Annotated in this window: 13 protein-coding genes, 2 pseudogenes and 1 riboswitch; of the genes and pseudogenes, 8 read left to right on the top strand and 7 right to left on the bottom strand. The window is 55.7% G+C overall.

Annotation, left to right across the window (positions count from 1 at the left end):
- Window positions 1–89: 89 nt before the first annotated feature.
- The 3 genes and pseudogenes from AC2D8V_RS06930 to terL all read left to right on the top strand — a co-directional run bounded on the left by AC2D8V_RS06930 (window position 90) and on the right by terL (window position 3,241).
- Window positions 90–1,351, top strand: a pseudogene (locus tag AC2D8V_RS06930) (DNA modification methylase).
- On the top strand, window positions 1,351–1,821 hold the full coding sequence (locus AC2D8V_RS06925; RefSeq protein WP_484732806.1) for a DUF5681 domain-containing protein: 471 nt from the start codon (window positions 1,351–1,353) through the stop codon (window positions 1,819–1,821). Before AC2D8V_RS06930 ends, AC2D8V_RS06925 begins: the two are co-directional and overlap by 1 nt.
- Window positions 1,802–3,241: a phage terminase large subunit gene (gene terL, locus AC2D8V_RS06920; protein ID WP_484732805.1), complete on the top strand. Its 1,440-nt coding sequence runs from the start codon at window positions 1,802–1,804 to the stop codon at window positions 3,239–3,241. The genes AC2D8V_RS06925 and terL overlap by 20 nt, the downstream gene beginning before the upstream one ends.
- Window positions 3,242–3,272: 31 nt before the next feature.
- Here terL and AC2D8V_RS06915 read toward each other — a convergent pair.
- From AC2D8V_RS06915 to AC2D8V_RS06885, 7 genes and pseudogenes are all read right to left on the bottom strand, one after another.
- A pseudogene (locus AC2D8V_RS06915) lies at window positions 3,273–3,443 on the bottom strand (BCCT family transporter); the annotation flags it as partial.
- 359 nt (window positions 3,444–3,802) lie between these two features.
- Complete coding sequence (locus AC2D8V_RS06910) at window positions 3,803–3,961, bottom strand: hypothetical protein (RefSeq protein WP_484732804.1); 159 nt, start codon at window positions 3,959–3,961, stop codon at window positions 3,803–3,805.
- Window positions 3,958–4,389: a hypothetical protein gene (locus AC2D8V_RS06905; RefSeq protein WP_484732803.1), complete on the bottom strand. Its 432-nt coding sequence runs from the start codon at window positions 4,387–4,389 to the stop codon at window positions 3,958–3,960. The genes AC2D8V_RS06910 and AC2D8V_RS06905 overlap by 4 nt, the downstream gene beginning before the upstream one ends.
- Window positions 4,379–5,623, bottom strand: a complete 1,245-nt coding sequence (locus tag AC2D8V_RS06900) for an agmatinase family protein (RefSeq protein WP_484732802.1) — start codon at window positions 5,621–5,623, stop codon at window positions 4,379–4,381. The genes AC2D8V_RS06905 and AC2D8V_RS06900 overlap by 11 nt, the downstream gene beginning before the upstream one ends.
- Window positions 5,604–6,371, bottom strand: coding sequence for an ABC transporter ATP-binding protein (locus tag AC2D8V_RS06895; RefSeq protein ID WP_484732801.1), 768 nt, complete (start codon window positions 6,369–6,371; stop codon window positions 5,604–5,606). Before AC2D8V_RS06895 ends, AC2D8V_RS06900 begins: the two co-directional genes overlap by 20 nt.
- Window positions 6,368–7,180, bottom strand: a complete 813-nt coding sequence (locus tag AC2D8V_RS06890) for an ABC transporter permease (RefSeq protein WP_484732800.1) — start codon at window positions 7,178–7,180, stop codon at window positions 6,368–6,370. Before AC2D8V_RS06890 ends, AC2D8V_RS06895 begins: the two co-directional genes overlap by 4 nt.
- A gap of 35 nt (window positions 7,181–7,215) precedes the next feature.
- On the bottom strand, window positions 7,216–8,262 hold the full coding sequence (locus AC2D8V_RS06885) for a putative urea ABC transporter substrate-binding protein (RefSeq protein ID WP_484732799.1): 1,047 nt from the start codon (window positions 8,260–8,262) through the stop codon (window positions 7,216–7,218).
- 80 nt (window positions 8,263–8,342) lie between these two features.
- Window positions 8,343–8,447, bottom strand: a riboswitch (guanidine-I (ykkC/yxkD leader).
- Window positions 8,448–9,738: 1,291 nt separating this feature from the next.
- On the opposite strand from AC2D8V_RS06885, the gene AC2D8V_RS06880 reads away from it, so the two are divergent.
- From AC2D8V_RS06880 to AC2D8V_RS06860, 5 genes are all read left to right on the top strand, one after another.
- The gene (locus AC2D8V_RS06880; RefSeq protein WP_484732798.1) at window positions 9,739–11,940 is read left to right on the top strand and encodes a glycosyltransferase; all 2,202 of its coding nucleotides are present in this window, start codon (window positions 9,739–9,741) and stop codon (window positions 11,938–11,940) included.
- A 391-nt stretch (window positions 11,941–12,331) separates the two neighbouring features.
- Window positions 12,332–13,324 (top strand): NAD(P)/FAD-dependent oxidoreductase, encoded by a 993-nt coding sequence (locus tag AC2D8V_RS06875; RefSeq protein ID WP_484732797.1) that lies wholly within the window; start codon window positions 12,332–12,334, stop codon window positions 13,322–13,324.
- A gap of 59 nt (window positions 13,325–13,383) precedes the next feature.
- Window positions 13,384–14,070: an ABC transporter ATP-binding protein gene (locus AC2D8V_RS06870; RefSeq protein WP_484732796.1), complete on the top strand. Its 687-nt coding sequence runs from the start codon at window positions 13,384–13,386 to the stop codon at window positions 14,068–14,070.
- Window positions 14,067–16,445, top strand: a complete 2,379-nt coding sequence (locus AC2D8V_RS06865) for an ABC transporter permease (protein WP_484732795.1) — start codon at window positions 14,067–14,069, stop codon at window positions 16,443–16,445. Before AC2D8V_RS06870 ends, AC2D8V_RS06865 begins: the two co-directional genes overlap by 4 nt.
- A complete protein-coding gene (locus tag AC2D8V_RS06860; RefSeq protein WP_484732794.1) occupies window positions 16,435–17,484 on the top strand; it encodes a lipocalin-like domain-containing protein in 1,050 nt (349 codons plus the stop codon). The genes AC2D8V_RS06865 and AC2D8V_RS06860 overlap by 11 nt, the downstream gene beginning before the upstream one ends.
- Window positions 17,485–17,505: the final 21 nt, after the last annotated feature.

Here is a 17,505-nt window from a genome sequence, read left to right as displayed (position 1 = left end):
AATTCCCTGGGGCCCAAGCAGGGAATTTGCAGGGAATTGGACCGTCGGAAGCGGCGTTTCATTTCTGATGCCATCATCAGGACAATGTTCTGAGAGCCATCGAGAAGTTCGGGTTCAGGATCCCGATACTTGTCCGCAGCAAGCCGGGTACAGATCGGTATGAGGTGATTGATGGACGCACCCGGCTCGCGGCCGCCTTGCGCCTCGGAACCGAGAAAGTACCGTGCATCGTGGTGGATGATTTGTCCGATGTCGAAACCCGCCGCCTTGCCTTGTCGCTGAACAAGCTACAGGAGAAGGGGGCTTGGGATCCTGATGAGCTCCGCCTCGAGATCAATGACATCATCGAAATCAGCGGTGACATTCAGATACCAGGGTTCGAAATGCCGGAGATCGAGGCCATCAGGTTTGGGGGTGTTGAGCATGGAGACGCAGACCCGGCCGATGAGATCCCGGACCAAATTTCAAACAGCACACAACCGGTCACGCGCCTGGGGGACATCTGGTGTCTCGGCGATCACCTCATCTACTGCGCTTCGGCGCGGGACACCGTTTCTCTCGCGGCTCTAATGGATGGGCATGTGGCGGACGCGGTGTTCACCGACCCGCCTTACAACGTAAAGATCAACGGTCATGTCAGGGACGCGTCGGCCGGGTTTGCAGAATTCGCAGAGGCCTCCGGTGAAATGCCCCAGGAAGCGGTTATTGCATTTCTCATGAAGACCCTTGGTAGTGTTGTCACACTGCTCAAGCCCGGTGGTGTGATCTTCGCCTGCATGGACTGGCGCCACGTTGGCGAGATGGCGGACGCTCTCGCAGCACTCAAACTTGATCTGCTCAATGTCTGCGTCTGGGTTAAAACCGCGCCTGGCATGGGCAGCCTTTATCGCAGTCAGCATGAGTTCGTCTTTGTTGCCCGCCGAGATGGTGCTGGCCATCAGAACAACGTGCAACTGGGCAAGTACGGCCGGAACCGTTCGAATGTCTGGCAGTACGCTGGCGCGACCGGCGGTGTGAAAGACACTGACGATGCTTTTGACGCGCATCCGACAGTCAAACCGATCCGCATGGTCATGGATGCGTTGCTTGATGTGACCGACCCGGGTGATCTCGTCCTCGACCCTTTTTAGGATCGGGTACTACCCTGCTGGCGGCGGAGCGTACTCGGCGGCGCTGCATCGGTGTCGAGATCGACCCGGTCTACGTTGACGTCGCGATCCGGCGCTGGCAGGAGATGACGGGCAGCGAAGCAATCCTCGCTCAGACTGGTCAGACATTTTCCGAATTGGATCAGGGTGCGGGACGCGCCGCGTCTGCTGCATCGCAAACGCACCACGTGGAGGATTTTTGATGACAGGTCACTCCCCAAAGAGCGTTACGGCCGGAGGTTCGGGGTACAAAAATCCACCCCAGCACAGCCAATGGAAGAAGGGTCAGTCCGGCAATCCATCTGGGAAGCCGAAGAAGGCGGCCTCGATCGAGGCCAAACTCAAGAAGCTCGCGGCCAAAGAAATCGTCGTCTACGAAAATGGTACGGCGGTCTCAATGAGCCAGGATGAGGCCATGCTTGTGGCCGTGTTTATGAAGGCCATGAAGGGCGATATGACGGCTGTAAAGTTCATTACCGAAACGCTGAGCCACGATGGAGATCAAGCACATAAGCCGCTGTCGCTCAGTATCACCCCGGATGATCTGAAAGTCCTCGAGAACCGCCTCCTCTGGGTTGAAACCCTGCAAGAGGCAAGGGCTCAGGTTCACGGGGATAATCCAGACGAAACATCAATTGAAGAGGAAGAAGACGATGAAAATGACACCTTCTGAAACCCTGACAGCACTTTATTACTACCATTTTTACTCGTTCGCAGAGCGTTCGTTCTACGAGCTGAACCCCGGTGCTGAATTCCACTATGGCCACCATATTCGCGCCATTTGCTACAAGCTCGAACAAGTGTTCTTGGGCAACATCAAGCGGCTGCTGATCCTGATGCCACCTCGGCATCTGAAATCACACTGTGCAACGGTTGCATTTCCAGCTTGGGCCATGGGGCGTGATCCGACAAAAAGGATTGTGTCCATTAGCTATGGTGCGAACCTCGCGGAGACGTTCAGTCGACAAAGCCGCCATCTGATGCAAACCGAATGGTACGGGGCTGTCTTTCCAGATCTCGAAATCGATCCTTCGAGGGCATCCGTTGAGGAGGTGTTAACGACAAAAGCTGGTCTCCGAATGAGCACTTCAATCGGCGGTGCGCTGACCGGAAAGGGAGGTGACATACTGATTATCGATGACCCAATGAAAGCAGAAGACGTTTCTTCGGAAAAGAAACGTGAAGCAAACTGGGACTGGTTCAATTCGACGGCTTTGACACGTTTAAATTCCCCAAAGGATGGTGCGATCATTGTGGTCGCACAACGTTTGCACGCAGACGACCTTCCTGGCCGGCTTATCGCAACTGGTGACTGGGAAGTTCTGGAGCTCCCGGCGATTGAGACCCGAGACCGAGAGATCGCACTAAATTCCACTACAACTTTGCATCGTCAGAAGGGCGACATTCTCTTACCCGAACATATGGGACAGGAAGAACTAGATAAAAATGAGCGCAGTATGGGATCTCGCGCTTTCTCCGCACAGTATCAGCAGGCACCGGCGCCGGCGGGTGGTAACATAATTAAAACCGAATGGTTTGGCGAAATACCACCCGATCTTCGTGCCAGCGATTACGAGGCTCTCTTGCAGAGCTGGGACACGGCGTCGGTGCCGGGAGAATCCAATGACTACACTGTCTGCACGACATGGGGACTCATCGGAAACTATATCGATTTGCTGCACGTTCACCGGCAGCAGTACCTGCTGCCCTACCTGCAAGAGGAGGCCGAAAAGCTCCGAGCAGAATGGCATCCAAAACTGGTGATGGTCGAAACCGCAGGGGTGGGCAGGGGCGTCTATGATCATCTGCGCCGGCAAGACCGTTACGGAATCCGGTCGTATTACCCGACGACCGGCAAAGACCACAGAATGTCCATCCAGTCCCCCAAGATCGAGCAGGGGTTTGTCCGGTTGCCGGTCTCAGCTTCCTGGAAAGAGGCGTTTATAGCTGAAGCTGCTGCGTTCCCGAACGGAAAATACGACGACCAGGTCGACAGCATGTCACAAGCGCTGCATGCTCTTGACGGCACCTTTTACGAACTGCGTCACTGTTCTCGCTACAAAGGCAAATTGGGAAAAGTTCTATTCGGCTAAGTAAGATAGTCAGTTCGGCCTTGAAGGGGCACCAAGGCGATCCACCGCCCCAGCAGAAGATAGTGCCCGATCCCTGCCACTGGCTGTCAGGCTCGTTGCCGATCCAGAAGCCTATTGGAAGCACATTCCAAATATAATCCCCTATGCCCGAAATAGTGACATCAAGAATAAAGACCGCTGGTCCCAGAATCACAAATAACAACAGCAGGTCCGGTGATTAGCGATGGTAAGCGTTCCTCGGTTTCGAATCCAACCCGCCCCGACGAGTTCGAATTCGTCTGACAGCACCGCCACTTATTCCTGCCAGTCCGCGCTCCGTTCATTTTGAAAGCCGACGTTTTCCTTGATTCAGCGGGTGTCCCGTGCTGAGTTATTTAATTTGCTCAAAGCCAATCGAAATTGCGAGGCAACCGCCGCCTAATTGCGTGATCTTTTCGTGCGGGCACGGGAAAACTCATGACGTATGACTTTGTCATACCTCTAAAGGATGTACACGCTACGCTGGATTTTAAGACGGAACAGGCATCAAAAAATTGCTGGCGCTCGGTTTCACGTAACGTGTTATTTCCCCCGCCATTTTTGCAAAAGCGCGCCAATTCCTACCGAGACGATCGTGGCAATGCCCATCATTGTCGGCACCACCGAGGTGGCCACAACCACTTCGTGATGTGCCATCGCAGGGCTTGCCGTCAAAACCAGAAAAACCGTCATAACCCTCACGAGACGTCTCCTGCTGCCGGATGGCTTTGCAGGAAACTGCGCAAATCGTTTACTTGCTTGGCCTTGAGCGAGACATAGACAAACCCCAGGTTGGTGCGCTCTGTCACCATGTCACCAGGGTACGGCAAATAGGAAAGTTCCTGTGAGCCGAAAGAAGGTGACGCCGTACCAACCTGCCATTCAGTTGTCAGTTGCACATCCACAAGCTTCATTTTTGGCCCGCCATTTGGAGCATCGATTTCCAAAGGGACACCGGCCAACCGCAGATATGACATTTTGTCTTTAGCCGCTACGAACCCGTCTATGAATTGAGTTGTCAGAACCAGCAACTCCTCTGCCTTGTCGGCGTCTGGCATATGGCTGTGCAGATAGTCACCGTCATGGCTATGATTGTGGCCAATGTGGCCGTTCACGATATCATGTGGCATTGGACCACCGCTTTCCTTCAAAGTCGCCATGGGGGATCGTTACCGGCTTATCGATATGCCGCTTGTGCTTGCCCATGTTGCCAGAGGCCACGAGGCTGCCCAATACATCAACGATCACGCGGGTGCCCATCAGTGCTGTGATTTCAGATTGATCATAGGGCGGGGCTACTTCGACCAGCTCCATCCCGCAGATACCCTCGGCCGCCACTTTGGAGGCAAGCGCCAGAGCTTCGCGCGGCAAGAACCCTCCCGGTTCCGGCCAACCGGTGCCGGGTACAAATCCGCAATCAATGCTGTCTATGTCAAAGGACATATAGACCATGTCGACACCATCCCATGCCATCTCCAGAGCCATTTCGGCGGTTTTGTCGATGCCCATCTTTTCCATGTCACTCATTGTGATAATGTTTGTTTCGCGCTCGCGGGCGACCTTGACCGCCTCCCGCGGGACCTGCCAGCCGCCAATGCCAACCTGCACGAGATTTTTGGCGGGCACATTTGGCAGGTTGGTCGAATGAAACCACGGTGTCGTGTGCATCCGCTCGTCCAGATCTTTTTCCTGAATGTCTGCGTGACGGTCAAAATGGACGATTCCGATTTTCTTTGATGTGCATTCGGCAATTCCGCGTACGCAGGGAAATCCGATGGAATGGTCGCCACCGATCATAATCGGCAGGCTACCAGAAGAGGCCACGTGGCTGACCGCACGGCTGATCTGGTCAAAGGTTTTTTCGATATTGGCGGGGATCGTGAAAACGTCGCCCGCGTCGCATAGGGTCATCTGTTCTCGAAGATCGACCGCCATTTCGTAATTATACGGTGTATAAAGGGCGCTGATCTTGCGGACACCTTGCGGCCCGAAGCGCGTACCTGCGCGGTAGGTTGTGCCCCCATCAAACGGGATGCCAAGAACGGTTGCATCATAGTCTTTTACCTCTGTTACATCCTCGGCATAGGGCGCTTTGAGGAAGGTGTTGATACCCGCGTAATGGGGCAGTTCGCCACGTGCGAATGTTGGAATGGATTTGTCTTCGATGCTGTCGGCACCCGTAAGCCCCATACGCAGCGCCCATTTGCGCTCTTCTGCCCAACCACTGCCGGGGATATCGGCTTCTGCCTGCATCGCTTTCCACCCGCGAAGCTTGGTCAGGTCGGGATGGTGTTGCCGCTTTTCCGCATGCCGGTGAAGAAAAGGGTGATGCGACCTAGAGCGGTCACGGGGATGTTGGAACATGGATGCTCTCCTTTAATCTTTGAAACGGAATACCGCCGTCGCGGGCGTCAAAATCGTAGGTGATGGTTGCTCCGAAACGCTCGGGCGCGTGCGGATCCCAACGGACCTTGTCAAAAACCAGCACGCGATCGCCAAGCTTGAACGCCTCTTCAAGGTCGTGGGTCACCATAAAGACGGTCATGCCCGTCTCGGCGCGCAAGTCTTGAAGAAAATCGTGCATCGAAAGACGGGTGCCTGGATCAAGCGCGCCAAAAGGTTCGTCTAACAAAAGCACGCGCGGTTTTGCGACCAGCGCCTGCCCAATCGCAAGGCGTTGTTGCATGCCGCCCGACAAGGTTGCCGGGTAATTTTTCGCAACATGGGCCAGCCCGATCCGCTGCAGCGTCTCGTCGGCCCGGGCATGCGCCGCTTTGGCTTGGTCTCCAAAGAAACGGCCCCAGCCGGTGCGCATGCTTTCGCCTGCAACGATGTTTTCACGGACGGTCATATGCGGAAAAACAGAATACTTCTGAAAAACGATCCCTCGGTCCAGCCCCGGTTCTTTTGCGGGTTCCGCTCCGTCAATGCGGATCGAGCCGTGGGTCGGTCGTTCCTGAGCCAACAGCAGGCGCAAAAAGGTAGATTTGCCGCATCCCGACGCGCCGACGATGGAAATAAACTCGCCTTCGTCGGCCTTCACGTTGACCCGTTCTATGATCGGGCGGCCATCGTAACTTTGGAAGATGTCCTGAACGGTTACAAAGCTCACAAGCTCTCCTCCGCCCAGGGGAAGAACCGACGCGAAGCGCGCCGCAACAGCCAGTCGATCAAAAAAGCCAAAAGAGTGATCCAGATAACGTAGGTCAGGATCACATCCATGGCCAAGTAGCGGCGAACAAGAAAAATACGGTAGCCCAGCCCCAGATCTGACGCGATGGCTTCCGCTGCGATCAAGAACAACCAAGCAGGCCCCAGCGACAGGCGCACAGCCTGAATAAGACGCGGCATGACCTGCGGCAGGGCTACACGGATCGCAATGACCCAAGTGGACGCACCCAAAGTCTGCGCTTTTACCAATAACTCCGTGGGAATCTCCAGCGTGCGTTGGCTGAGGTCGCGAATGATAAATGGCAAGGTGCCAACCACGATCAGCACCACCTTTGACAGTTCCCCAAGGCCAAAAACAATAAACAGGATCGGTAGCAGCGCCAACGGAGGGATCATCGACAATACAGCGACGAACTGCGCAAGCAGGCTGCGCACCAGTGGCACCAGCCCTATCAGCAACCCGATAATCAGGCCCGCAATGGCAGATATGCCGATACCCAATCCGAGCCGTTTTAAGCTAGCCCCTGTGTCATGCCAAAAGAGAATACGGCCTGTGCGTCGGTCGCCCTCTGTGGTCAAACGCACCATTGTTTCCCAAACGGTTGATGGCGCTGGAAGCAATTTGTCTTGGGGGTTGATGGCCAAGCGCGCTTCCGAACCCGCGGCATAGGCCACCAACACCGCCGCGAATGGCAGCAGTACCAGAAAGACGGCCAGCGGGCGCCCAGGTATGATGTTAATCAAGCGCATAAGAATGGCCCCGACGCATGCCGGAGCCTGTGGCCTTACAGACTGCCGTCTGCGGCCATTTGCATGTAGGTCGTATCGAAGCGGAACTGCACGTTACCCGTATTTCCAGTGACCGACCCGTCCGGGTACTCAACGCCGACGAAGTCAGCCGATGGCGCACCTTCGCCAAGGATGCCTTTGTCGAAGAGGAATTCAGCGACATTCGTCATGGTGGCCGGCAGTTCCGTACCACTTGTGAATGCCACAGCAGCCCCCGGATCATAGAACATTTCGGTGGATGCGAGTTGTGCTTTGTAGCCCGCCAGATCGGTGCCTGATGCCTCTGCCATCGACGTCAGTACGTCTTCGTCGCCTGCCGCCATCAGCGACATGACTTCATACCATGCCCCGGCCATTGCCTTGCCAAAGTCGGGGTTTGCCTGAAGCGTTTCAGTGTTCACAACCATCAGGTCGATAATCTCGCCGGGAATGTCTGAGCTGTCGAACACGGATGTGGCACCGGGTTCTTCAAGAATTTCAGAGACCAGCGGGTTCCATGTTACGACGGCTTCGACGTCATCGGTTGCAAAGGCGGCAATCATGTCTGCGTCAGAGGTGTTGATGACACCATCCAGATCACCCTCCGACAAACCAACGGAATCCAAGCCGCGCGCCAGCAGGTAGTGGGACACTGAAAGCTCGACAAGGTTCACCGGTTTGCCCGCAAGGGTAGTCAAATCGCCATCGCCTTTTAGAATTACCGCGTCGTTCCCATTAGAATAGTCGCCAACGATGAGTGCTGTGGTATCTACGCCGCCTCCTGATGGAATTGACAAGGTGTCCATATTAGTCGCTGAAACTCCATCGAACTGGCCTGCAGTGTATTGGTTTATCGACTCGATGTAGTCGTTGATCTGCACGATCTCGATATCGATGCCGTATTTATCAGCCCATTTGTCCATAATGCCGCTGTCTTCCAAATAGCCCCAAGGCATCCAGCCTACATAAATGGACCATGCGACGCGGAAATCAGTCTTTTCCTGCGCAGTAGCGCCCGTTGCGACGCAAAGTGCGAGAGCTGTGGATGTAATCAATTTTTTCATTTTCGGTCCCCGTTTTGTTTTCACAATGGATTGACCGCGTGGTGGGCGTGAGCGGAGCGCGGGGTCAAACCAGCGCAGTAGCCTCCCGGGATTTTGCCCCGCCGTGTACCGCTTGGGATTGACCAACCGGCGATATCTCTCGGACCAGACCTTGGCAGCCAAGCGGAACCCTAGACATCCTGCGCGTCAAGTGAGCGGACAACGCCGTAACTGGATCAAGCGCAAAGCGGCGTGGAATTACTTAAGCAGCCAGAAATGACCAAATAACAGGCATTACACCTTGCCAAAGATTAATATCTGCCCAGCTTTGGGTTAGTCTGCATGCTCAGATCACCAGCGGTTAGTTGTTCGCTGCGCTTTTGGTGGCCGTCGCTTTCTTACGGAATGGATGATCTGGTGGCCGGTAGTGGCGATGTAAACTCATCCAATGCATCCGTTTGATCAACGCGCGATGACCTGCATCTCTTAAAAAATCCCTCAATTTTATTTTAGCTGTTCTCAGAGTTAGCAGGCAGAAAATGACGAGAAGCCGCTTAGCCAAAAAGCAGTTCATTGTCATATTGACAGTCTTCGGGTGGGCAGGGCGCAAAGAAGTGATGCCGCAGGCATGGGATTGGCGACGCCGCTTTCGCAAGTGGTGATACAAATATGGGCGCATGGCGGTGTCGGACGGACATCGACTGAAGAGGCTGATGTTTGGTAATGCGAAGCTGGATAAGGTGCCGACCGGGCAGATGATGGAGGTGGCGACACTAAAAGAGATGCTCGGAAAACTTCCGACGCCCGGTTTCAAGAGGAGTGCCTTGCACTGGGAACTGAAAGGCAGCGGTTATAGTCAGCACCGGGAGATGTACTCTGGACCGGATAGGTAGGCGTGTCATTTGGCGTTTCTCGAAGCGTTCGGCGGACATGGAACTACGGGATAAACCGAAGGAACTGGCGCAGGGTCAGCGCCGGTTCGGCTATGCTAGCTCTTCCGCTAAAGGTCAAAATCTGACCAATGCTTACCCGTATAAGCGAACTTCGAACGCAGTAGGTCAGGCCCATTGTACTCGAACGATTTGATCCGAATCCAATTTCTGTCTCACACGCATATTGCCATGTGCGGCGGCAAACTCCGAAAATGAACCTGGTCTCTCGCACAACTATCGCGACTGTCGGCAGTGGCCGGCACTAATCCAAAGTTGAGATGGGCGCCAAAACTTAATGAAATTCACCGTACAAGTCTTTGTTTTGGGTCAAAACCTTTTGAGTGGGTGCGCTGCTGCCTATAATAAACTTGCCGGCTGTTTTTGTGGCAAAACAACTAAATCAGTAAATTGTTTCAGAGTGCGTATGCTTCACATAATTCGAAAATTCTCGCAGGTATTACCAAGCGATTTTCGCGAATACCTTTCTTCGAAGCAATATGTTCGGCACTTGCGCGATGGTTATAGAAACCGCCAGATACTTCAGAAGCTTGACCAGAGACCAGGCTTGAAGTGGCGTAAAATGCCCGATTGCCCCTGTAAACTACTTGATGCTGCTGCCTTGCAAATTGGTGATGCGCTGTTCGTTTTCGGTGGGTTACAATCGGCGAATGAGGTCAATCGAAACGTTGTCAAACAGGACTTGCAAACCGGCCAGTGGCACACATTGGGGCCTCTGCCTGACGGTCTGAGCGATAGTCATCTGGCCGCAGCTACGGATGGAAAACGATACATTTACCTCGCGTCGGGTCAGCTTGGCGGAAACTGCCGCCCCGCAGTGAAATCCGTGTACTCATACGATACACATGATGGAACATGGCGCTCTTTGCCGGATGTTCCGTACGCGCGCTATGCCGCGTCACTGGGTCTGTGCGGCGGCAATTTGCATTTCATCGGCGGCGCAGCGGAAGATCGCTGGACGCCAACAGACCAGCACTTGAGCCTGAGTGTGAACGAAGGCGTTGCGCAAGAAACGATGTGGCGCACAGAAATCGCAATACCAATCCCGGGAATGCATCGGGGCTGCGTTGACCTCAATGACCGGCTCTATGTTTTTGGCGGTCAACAGGGTGATTTCCAACCGATCCCTGATGATCCTGAGTGTTTGTGCACAAACAAAACGCAAGAAGACTATCTGGCCAGCACATTCCGATTGTCAGCGGATGGCAGCTATTGGGAGAAGCTAGCTGATATGCCGATTGCTGCCTCCCATCTTGAGTTCTCAAGTGTCAAATGGGAGGGGCGCATCTTCGCTCTCGGTGGGCAAATATACAAGCACCCTGACGAATTTTACCTCAAGCTCACTAATGTGATCCAGTGTTACGATCCAGACACCAACGAGTGGATAATTTACGATTATCTGGCACAGTCGGTGAAAACATGTGTGGTCGCGCAGCACAACGGTGAATTGTTCTATGCGGGCGGGCAAATTGGCAAAGGAGAGCTTGACCGAACTGGCCCCATTTCCGCACAAAGCTGGCGCGCGAAAATGTTGCCGGTGCGCGTGCCACCGGATGGTTCCCCGCCAATCCCGGTTGTAAAAGACCGCGACGTGCTGCTGATAACGCATCGCATAAACTATAGTGGTGCGCCCTTGGTCATCGCGGAAGTCGGAGCGGCAATGATGCGCAGCGGTGCCCGGGTCAAGGTTGTCAGCGCTGCGGATGATGTTCTGGCGTGGAACGCTTTTTGCAACTTTCGTCTGCCCGTTTTACCGATTGAAAAAACCAAAGAGCTTGCTGTTGATGCAGACCTGATCATTGCCAACACAACGGCACAGCCAGTCGTCGATTTGGTGAGTGAATTAGCCACGACCTCGCCGGACACCCTCGAAAAAATGGTTTGGTGGGTGCATGAGATAGATCGAGAGTTTTGCGCCGTTGAAAACCAAAGTCTGAAACAAGCAAAGCTGGTTGCGTTCGACAGTGCCGGCGCGCGCGAGGTATGGAATGAAGCAGGGCTGGACCTGCCTGATGCCCCGGTTATCCACCCCGCGGTTAGCGATGAATTGATCGCGCAAACTGCGGATGAAAAGTTGCCGTTTTCCCGCAATCCCCTGTGCGACGCAGATGACGAAGCGGAGACCTTTTCGCGGGCAGAAATACGCGCGCATCTTGGCGTCGAAGATGAGGATTTTCTTGTCACCTTGATCGGTACAATGAAGGACGCCAAAGGGCAGCGACTGTTGCTTAAGACTTTGACCAAGCTGTCTCAGGATAATAACTTGAAACTGCGTTTGCTCTTTGTTGGTTTCGAGTCTGAGTGGCAGCGATCGTCCTTTCTGTCGAGCCTATCTTCTGAAGAGCGTGGCCTACTGTCGCCAAAACGGGCATATCTGTTCCAGCGCAACATTGCTGCATTTTACAAAGCTTCGGATGCGTTTGTTCTGAACACGCAAGGTGAGACAGGTCGCGGAGAGGCGTTTGGTCGCGTAGTGATCGAGGCCATGGCTTTCGGTACACCGGTTCTGGCAACTCAAGGCGGCGGCGTGCCCGAGATCATCACTGATGGTGAAACGGGAATGCTGTATCCGCTGGGGGACGAAGGACAAACTGTGCTCGCCGAAAAGCTCACCATTCTCGCGGAGGATCGCGAGCGCGCGAGGGCAATTGGTGAAGCAGGGCGCATGAGGGTCAACGCAGTCTTTCGAGAGAAAAGGATGCTGACAGAAGTAAATGACCTTTTGGTTCGATTGCTCAACTCTCGCTGAAAGTGTCATTGCTCTTTGCGCGGTTGCACGTTCACCCGCTCCCACGATGGTCCGTGGCATGTACCGGTTCGTATCCACCATCGCATTAGGCTAGCTGGCCGGAAAATTTGCTCACTCTCGAACGACATTCAAATAGGCGCATTATGTGCGTCGGTTAGTCTCTGCTTGGCTGCATATTGAGCCTGACTTGACGAAACAGCACGGTCTTGTGGGGGTAAGCGTACTATTAGAGCGTACTTCCGTCGCGGGTGGCCTCCGTTTTCACGCAGAAGGGGCCGCGACATGCTTTGACTTGGGCGAGGCGACGGCATAGCGCGCAAGACGGGGCCTCTGGTCACGTACCCGCATTGCGCTAACTGCGTAACATGAAATAAACACCTTGGAGACTTCATTGCCCCACTCGCCCAAAATCGCTGTAATCGGTGCTGGACTAGCGGGTCTCAGGGTGGCGCAAAGGTTGCAGGATGCCGCAATCGTGGACGTTTTTGAGAAGTCGCGTGGATTTGGCGGGCGCATGTCCACCCGTCGTGCTGGGGATCATCAATTCGACCACGGAGCGCAGTATTTCACCGCACATGGCGATGCTTTTCGTACGTTTCTGTACTCCTACATCGAGCAAGATACGGTCGCCCTCTGGCAACCACGTTTGGTCAGGATTGATTCAGAGGGATCAACGTCTGCGCACTGGCGCGCGCCGCGCTATGTCGGCGTGCCAGCGATGAACAGTCTATGCAAGGAAATGGCCAACGGGATGTCTGTGCAGCGAGGCGTGAGAGCAATAGGGTTGGAGCGGGTGGAAAGCCGTTGGCGCATCGATCTGGACAACGGGGAAAGCACAGCGGAATACGACTGGGTGCTCAGCACGGCGCCGTCGGTTCAGACTGCTGCACTTATGCCAGAATTGGCGAAAGACACCGCCGCTGGTTGGGACGACGTTGTCATGAAGGGATGCTTTAGCCTGATGATGGGTTTTACAACGTCACTGGACCTGCCTTGGGACGCCGCGACTGTGTCGGAAAGCCCGCTGGCGTGGATCGCCGTGAACAACACCAAGCCGGGCCGCACAAACGCTGTGTCAGTCTTGTGTCAGGCAGACAATGACTGGTCTGATCGAAACATGGAGGCCGACCTGAGCACCGTGCAGGAGCAGTTGTGTGCGGCATTTGAGAGAGCAACAGGTGTCGATGCATCAAAGGCCGCACACGTGGCATTGCATCGATGGCGCTATGCAAAGGTCTTGTCGGCGGCGCGATCCACCCACCTGTTGTCAGAAAATCTCCGGTTGGGTGCGGCCGGCGACTGGTTCGGTGGTGGCCGTGTCGAAGCTGCCTTTGACAGTGCAGAAGCACTGGCATCCGCCTTGCTTGATCGCATATCCGGTTAGACTGTGTTTGCGAGAAACATTAACGTTATGAAATTTACTCCCGTTGCAGCAGGCACCCGATGGTTTTGAAGGTCGCGCATCTATCAAAAAGCTACGATACGGGCGGTGACCGGACAGAAGTGCTGCGGGATGTGAGCTTTGCGTTGGAACACGGTGCAACGCTCGCACTAGAAGGAGAGTCCGGTAGCGGCAAGAGCACTGTTTTGCATTTGATTGCAGGGCTGGATGCCCCGTCGGGAGGACGGATAGAGATCGACGGGCACGATATAACCGGGTTATCCGACAGTGCGAGAGCGGCCCTGCGGCGCACGAAAATTGGTGTGATATTTCAGCAATTTAACCTGATACCGAGTTTAACTGTGGCGGCAAATATCGCCTTTCATGCACGTCTTGGTGGCGTCTATGACAAGGCTTGGACCGCTCATTTGAGGTCTGTAATCGGGCTTGAAGCCCATGCTGACAAATATCCCGAGGCCTTGTCCGGCGGTCAGCAGCAAAGAGTTGCGATTGCCCGTACCCTTGCGGCGCGTCCACGCCTGATCCTCGCAGATGAGCCAACCGGCAATCTAGACGAAGCGACGGCGGATACAGTTCTCGAATTGATGCTGGAAAGTGCCGCCGAAGCCGGGGCCGCAGTGTTGATGGTGACGCATTCTCAGCGTCAGGCTGCGCGCATGCAACGCAGACTGCTTTTGTCCCATGGGGCGGTCCTTCCGCGCGTGACAGACAGCGGAGACCCGGCATGATCTGGCAGGGCCTGCGTGCGCTGATGTCACACTGGCGGCGCAACCCGTGGCAACTACTGACACTTCTGGCGGGGATCGCGTTATCCACGTCACTCTGGTCTGGGGTCCAGGCGATAAATGCCGAGGCGCGGGCGAGCTATGCACAGGCCTCTGACGTGGTGGGCAGCGCGGATACGTCTCGCGTCTTGCGACGCGACGGTGGTGAAATCGGCGTGCAGGCCTATGTCGCCCTGCGCCGTCTCGGCTGGCAGGTCAGCCCGCTGCTGGAAGGGGAAAAGCGCGTCGGCGACACGGACTTCCGGGTCATCGGGTTGGAGCCGTTGACCTTTCCGGGTACGGTACCGTTGCTTTTTACCGGCAATAACGCGACGCAGGATGGCGTGCTTCCTTCGGATGCGGCGGTTTTGGTGCATCCTGACGATGTGCCCGCCTTGCAAGGTCTCGACGTCGTTTTGGAGGCTGATGCCGCGCGGCCTCGAGGTACGATTCTGGCAGATATCGCGATTGCAGACGACCTGCTGCAAGGGCTCGGACAGATTAGGCGATTGGTCATGGCACCTGTGCAGCCGGAGGGTTTGCCGCTGCTGCCGGAAGAGTATCGCGTCGCGCAGGTCGATGTGCAGGCGGATGTCGCCAGATTGACGCAAAGTTTTCACCTCAACCTCACCGCGTTTGGCCTGCTGTCATTCGCGGTGGGTGTCTTTATTGTTTATGGCGCGGTCGGACTAGCCTTCGAGCAGCGACGCGCTGTGTTCCGCACGCTGCGTGCTCTGGGCATACCCTTACGCACGCTGACGCTCATGCTGGCAATCGAGCTTGGTGCTTTCGCCTTGGTTGCCGGGGCGGGCGGCATTGCTTTGGGGTATGTAATTGCGGCGGCTCTCTTGCCAGACGTGGCGGCAACGTTGCGCGGCTTGTACGGCGCCGAAGTGGCCGGTCAGTTGCAACTGCGCGCCGCGTGGTGGCTTTCCGGGCTTTTCATGGCTCTGGGGGGGACGGGTGTAGCCGCCGCCGCCGCATTCTACAAACTTTGGAAAATGCCTGCCCTTTCCTTCAATCACCCGCGCGCCATGGCCGTTGGCGCTGCCGGTGCCGGACGCAATTTGGCACTATTGTCGCTGGCGTTGTTTGCAGGGGCGATTGCACTGGCTTTGTTCGGAGAAGGGCTTTTTGCCGGGTTCGGTCTTCTTGCGTGCTTGCTGATCGGGGCCGCGTTCTGCCTGCCGTGGTGCCTAGAACAAGGACTGCACCTCGCCACCAGAATATCGACCCGTCCGATCCCGCAGTGGTTTTGGGCGGACAGCCGCCAGCAGTTGCCCGGATTGTCCATGGCGTTGATGGCGCTTCTTCTGGCAATGGCGGCCAACATTGGCGTGTCCACCATGGTTTCCAGTTTTCGTGCGACATTCACAAGCTATCTCGACCAGCGCCTCGCGTCAGAACTCTACCTGAGCGCCCGAGATGCCGGCCAAGCTGCAAACATCATTTCCTTTCTTGAGGCAAGGGCAGATGCGATACTTCCGATCCAGTCGGTTGAATTGCAGGTCAATCAAATGCCTGCTGAACTTTACGGTGTGCGCGACCACGCCACCTACCGCGACCACTGGCCTTTGCTGCAATCTGATCCACAGGTCTGGGAAAAACTCGCAGCCGGGCAGGGAGCGCTCATCAGCGAACAACTCTCGCGGCGGGCTGGTTTGGGATTGCAGGATCGTTTGCCCTCGGGGGACCAAGTGCTTGGTATCTACAGCGATTATGGCAATGCTATTGGACAGATCATCATCGGTGACGCGCTTTTTCGCGTCCGCTATCCAGAGGTGCCTCTGTTGCGGTTCGGCATTCGCACCGATGACCCGGACACGCTAGCGGCAGAACTGCGCGCGTCATTCGACCTCGACCCGGAGGGGCTGATCAACCAGCAAGACCTGAAGGCCTTTTCGCTGGAGGTTTTCGAGCGAACTTTTTCGGTAACTGCGGCGCTGAATGTTCTGACTTTGTCGGTGGCGGCACTAGCCATGCTCATTAGCTTGCTGACGCTTGCGACCATGCGTTTGCCGCAACTGGCGCCAGTCTGGGCGCTTGGATTAACGCGCGCACGTTTGGCCCGACTGGAGTTGGTGCGTGCGGTGGTGCTGGCCGCAATGACGGGCGTTTTGGCGATCCCGCTTGGGCTGGCATTGGCGTGGGTTTTGCTGGCCGTCGTGAATGTCGAAGCTTTTGGCTGGCGGTTGCCGATGTTTCTTTTTCCGCTCGATTACCTGCAATTGGGCGCGTTAACATTGCCCGCGGCCTTTCTCGCGGCCACTTGGCCCGCTGTGCGATTGTCGCGCACAGCCCCGCAAGCCTTGCTCAGGGTTTTCAGTAATGATCGCTAAAACACTCGCTATACTCATGTGCCTGTTAGGTCTTTTCGCATCGGGCGCCGCAGCGCAGGGTTTTGCAGGTCTCGGGCGCGCGACGGACGGGTTCACCTTGCCGGAACGTGGTTACGCTTTCCAGTTTCCAAAAGATCATGGGGCGCACCCGGGTTATCAAATCGAATGGTGGTACCTGACGGCCAACCTGAAAGACGAGACCGGTCGCGATCTGGGCATTCAGTGGACGCTTTTCCGCTCTGCACTGGCACCGGAAGAAGGCACAGGGTGGGACAGCCCGCAGCTTTGGCTGGCCCATGCGGCAATAACCACGCCAGAGGCACATTTTGTCGCCGAACGGCGGGCACGCGGTGGGATTGGGCAGGCAGGCGTGCGCGTTAACCCTTTTGAGGCTTGGATAGATGACTGGTCCATGTCCGGCGATGACATGGACCGATTGACCCTGTCCGCACGAGGCCAGAATTTCTCTTATGAACTGTCTCTCGATGCCGAAGGCCCGCTCGTTTTCCATGGCGAGGCAGGCTATTCTCAAAAGTCAGATAGTGGTCGGGCGAGTTACTACTACTCTCAGCCGTTTTATACGGTTGCGGGAACCTTGATGTTGCCGTCCGGTCCCGTTGTGGTAACCGGACACGCGTGGTTGGATCGGGAATGGGCCTCGCAACCGCTTGCGGCGACCCAGGTGAGCTGGGACTGGTTCTCGATGGTGTTCGACAGTGGCGCGCGGTTGATGGGTTTTACTCTGCATGACAGTGACGGCAGCGATTACACCTCAGCCACGTGGATCGACCCGGATGGGCGCACGCAAGCCTATCCGGATGGGGCATTCAAGGCCACAGCACTGGAGACGACACGCGTTGCCGGGCGTGATGTACCGACGCGTTGGCGTGCAGAGTTGCCCGAACGCGGTGTCGACGTGACTGTGCAAGCCATCAACGGGCAGGCATGGATGGACACGACCGTGGATTATTGGGAAGGGCCAGTACGCATCTCGGGGACACACGCGGGGCGGGGTTATCTGGAAATGACCGGTTATTGAGCGTTTGTTCATTTCGCTTGC

The sequence above is a fragment of the Roseobacter sp. YIN89 genome (assembly GCF_057219365.1).
The sequence above is the reverse complement of the archived record's forward strand: the minus strand, read 5'-3'. Positions and strand labels throughout refer to the sequence as shown.

Bases quoted from the DNA above. Each gene is read 5' to 3' on its own strand.
- terL (WP_484732805.1), top strand. From the start codon at position 1,802: ATGAAAATGACACCTTCTGAAACCCTGACAGCACTTTATTACTACCAT.
- AC2D8V_RS06870 (WP_484732796.1), top strand. From the start codon at position 13,384: ATGGTTTTGAAGGTCGCGCATCTATCAAAAAGCTACGATACGGGCGGT.
- AC2D8V_RS06905 (WP_484732803.1), bottom strand. From the start codon at position 4,389: ATGCCACATGATATCGTGAACGGCCACATTGGCCACAATCATAGCCAT.
- AC2D8V_RS06860 (WP_484732794.1), top strand. From the start codon at position 16,435: ATGATCGCTAAAACACTCGCTATACTCATGTGCCTGTTAGGTCTTTTC.
- AC2D8V_RS06890 (WP_484732800.1), bottom strand. From the start codon at position 7,180: ATGCGCTTGATTAACATCATACCTGGGCGCCCGCTGGCCGTCTTTCTG.
- AC2D8V_RS06925 (WP_484732806.1), top strand. From the start codon at position 1,351: ATGACAGGTCACTCCCCAAAGAGCGTTACGGCCGGAGGTTCGGGGTAC.
- AC2D8V_RS06885 (WP_484732799.1), bottom strand. From the start codon at position 8,262: ATGAAAAAATTGATTACATCCACAGCTCTCGCACTTTGCGTCGCAACG.
- AC2D8V_RS06900 (WP_484732802.1), bottom strand. From the start codon at position 5,623: ATGTTCCAACATCCCCGTGACCGCTCTAGGTCGCATCACCCTTTTCTT.
- AC2D8V_RS06865 (WP_484732795.1), top strand. From the start codon at position 14,067: ATGATCTGGCAGGGCCTGCGTGCGCTGATGTCACACTGGCGGCGCAAC.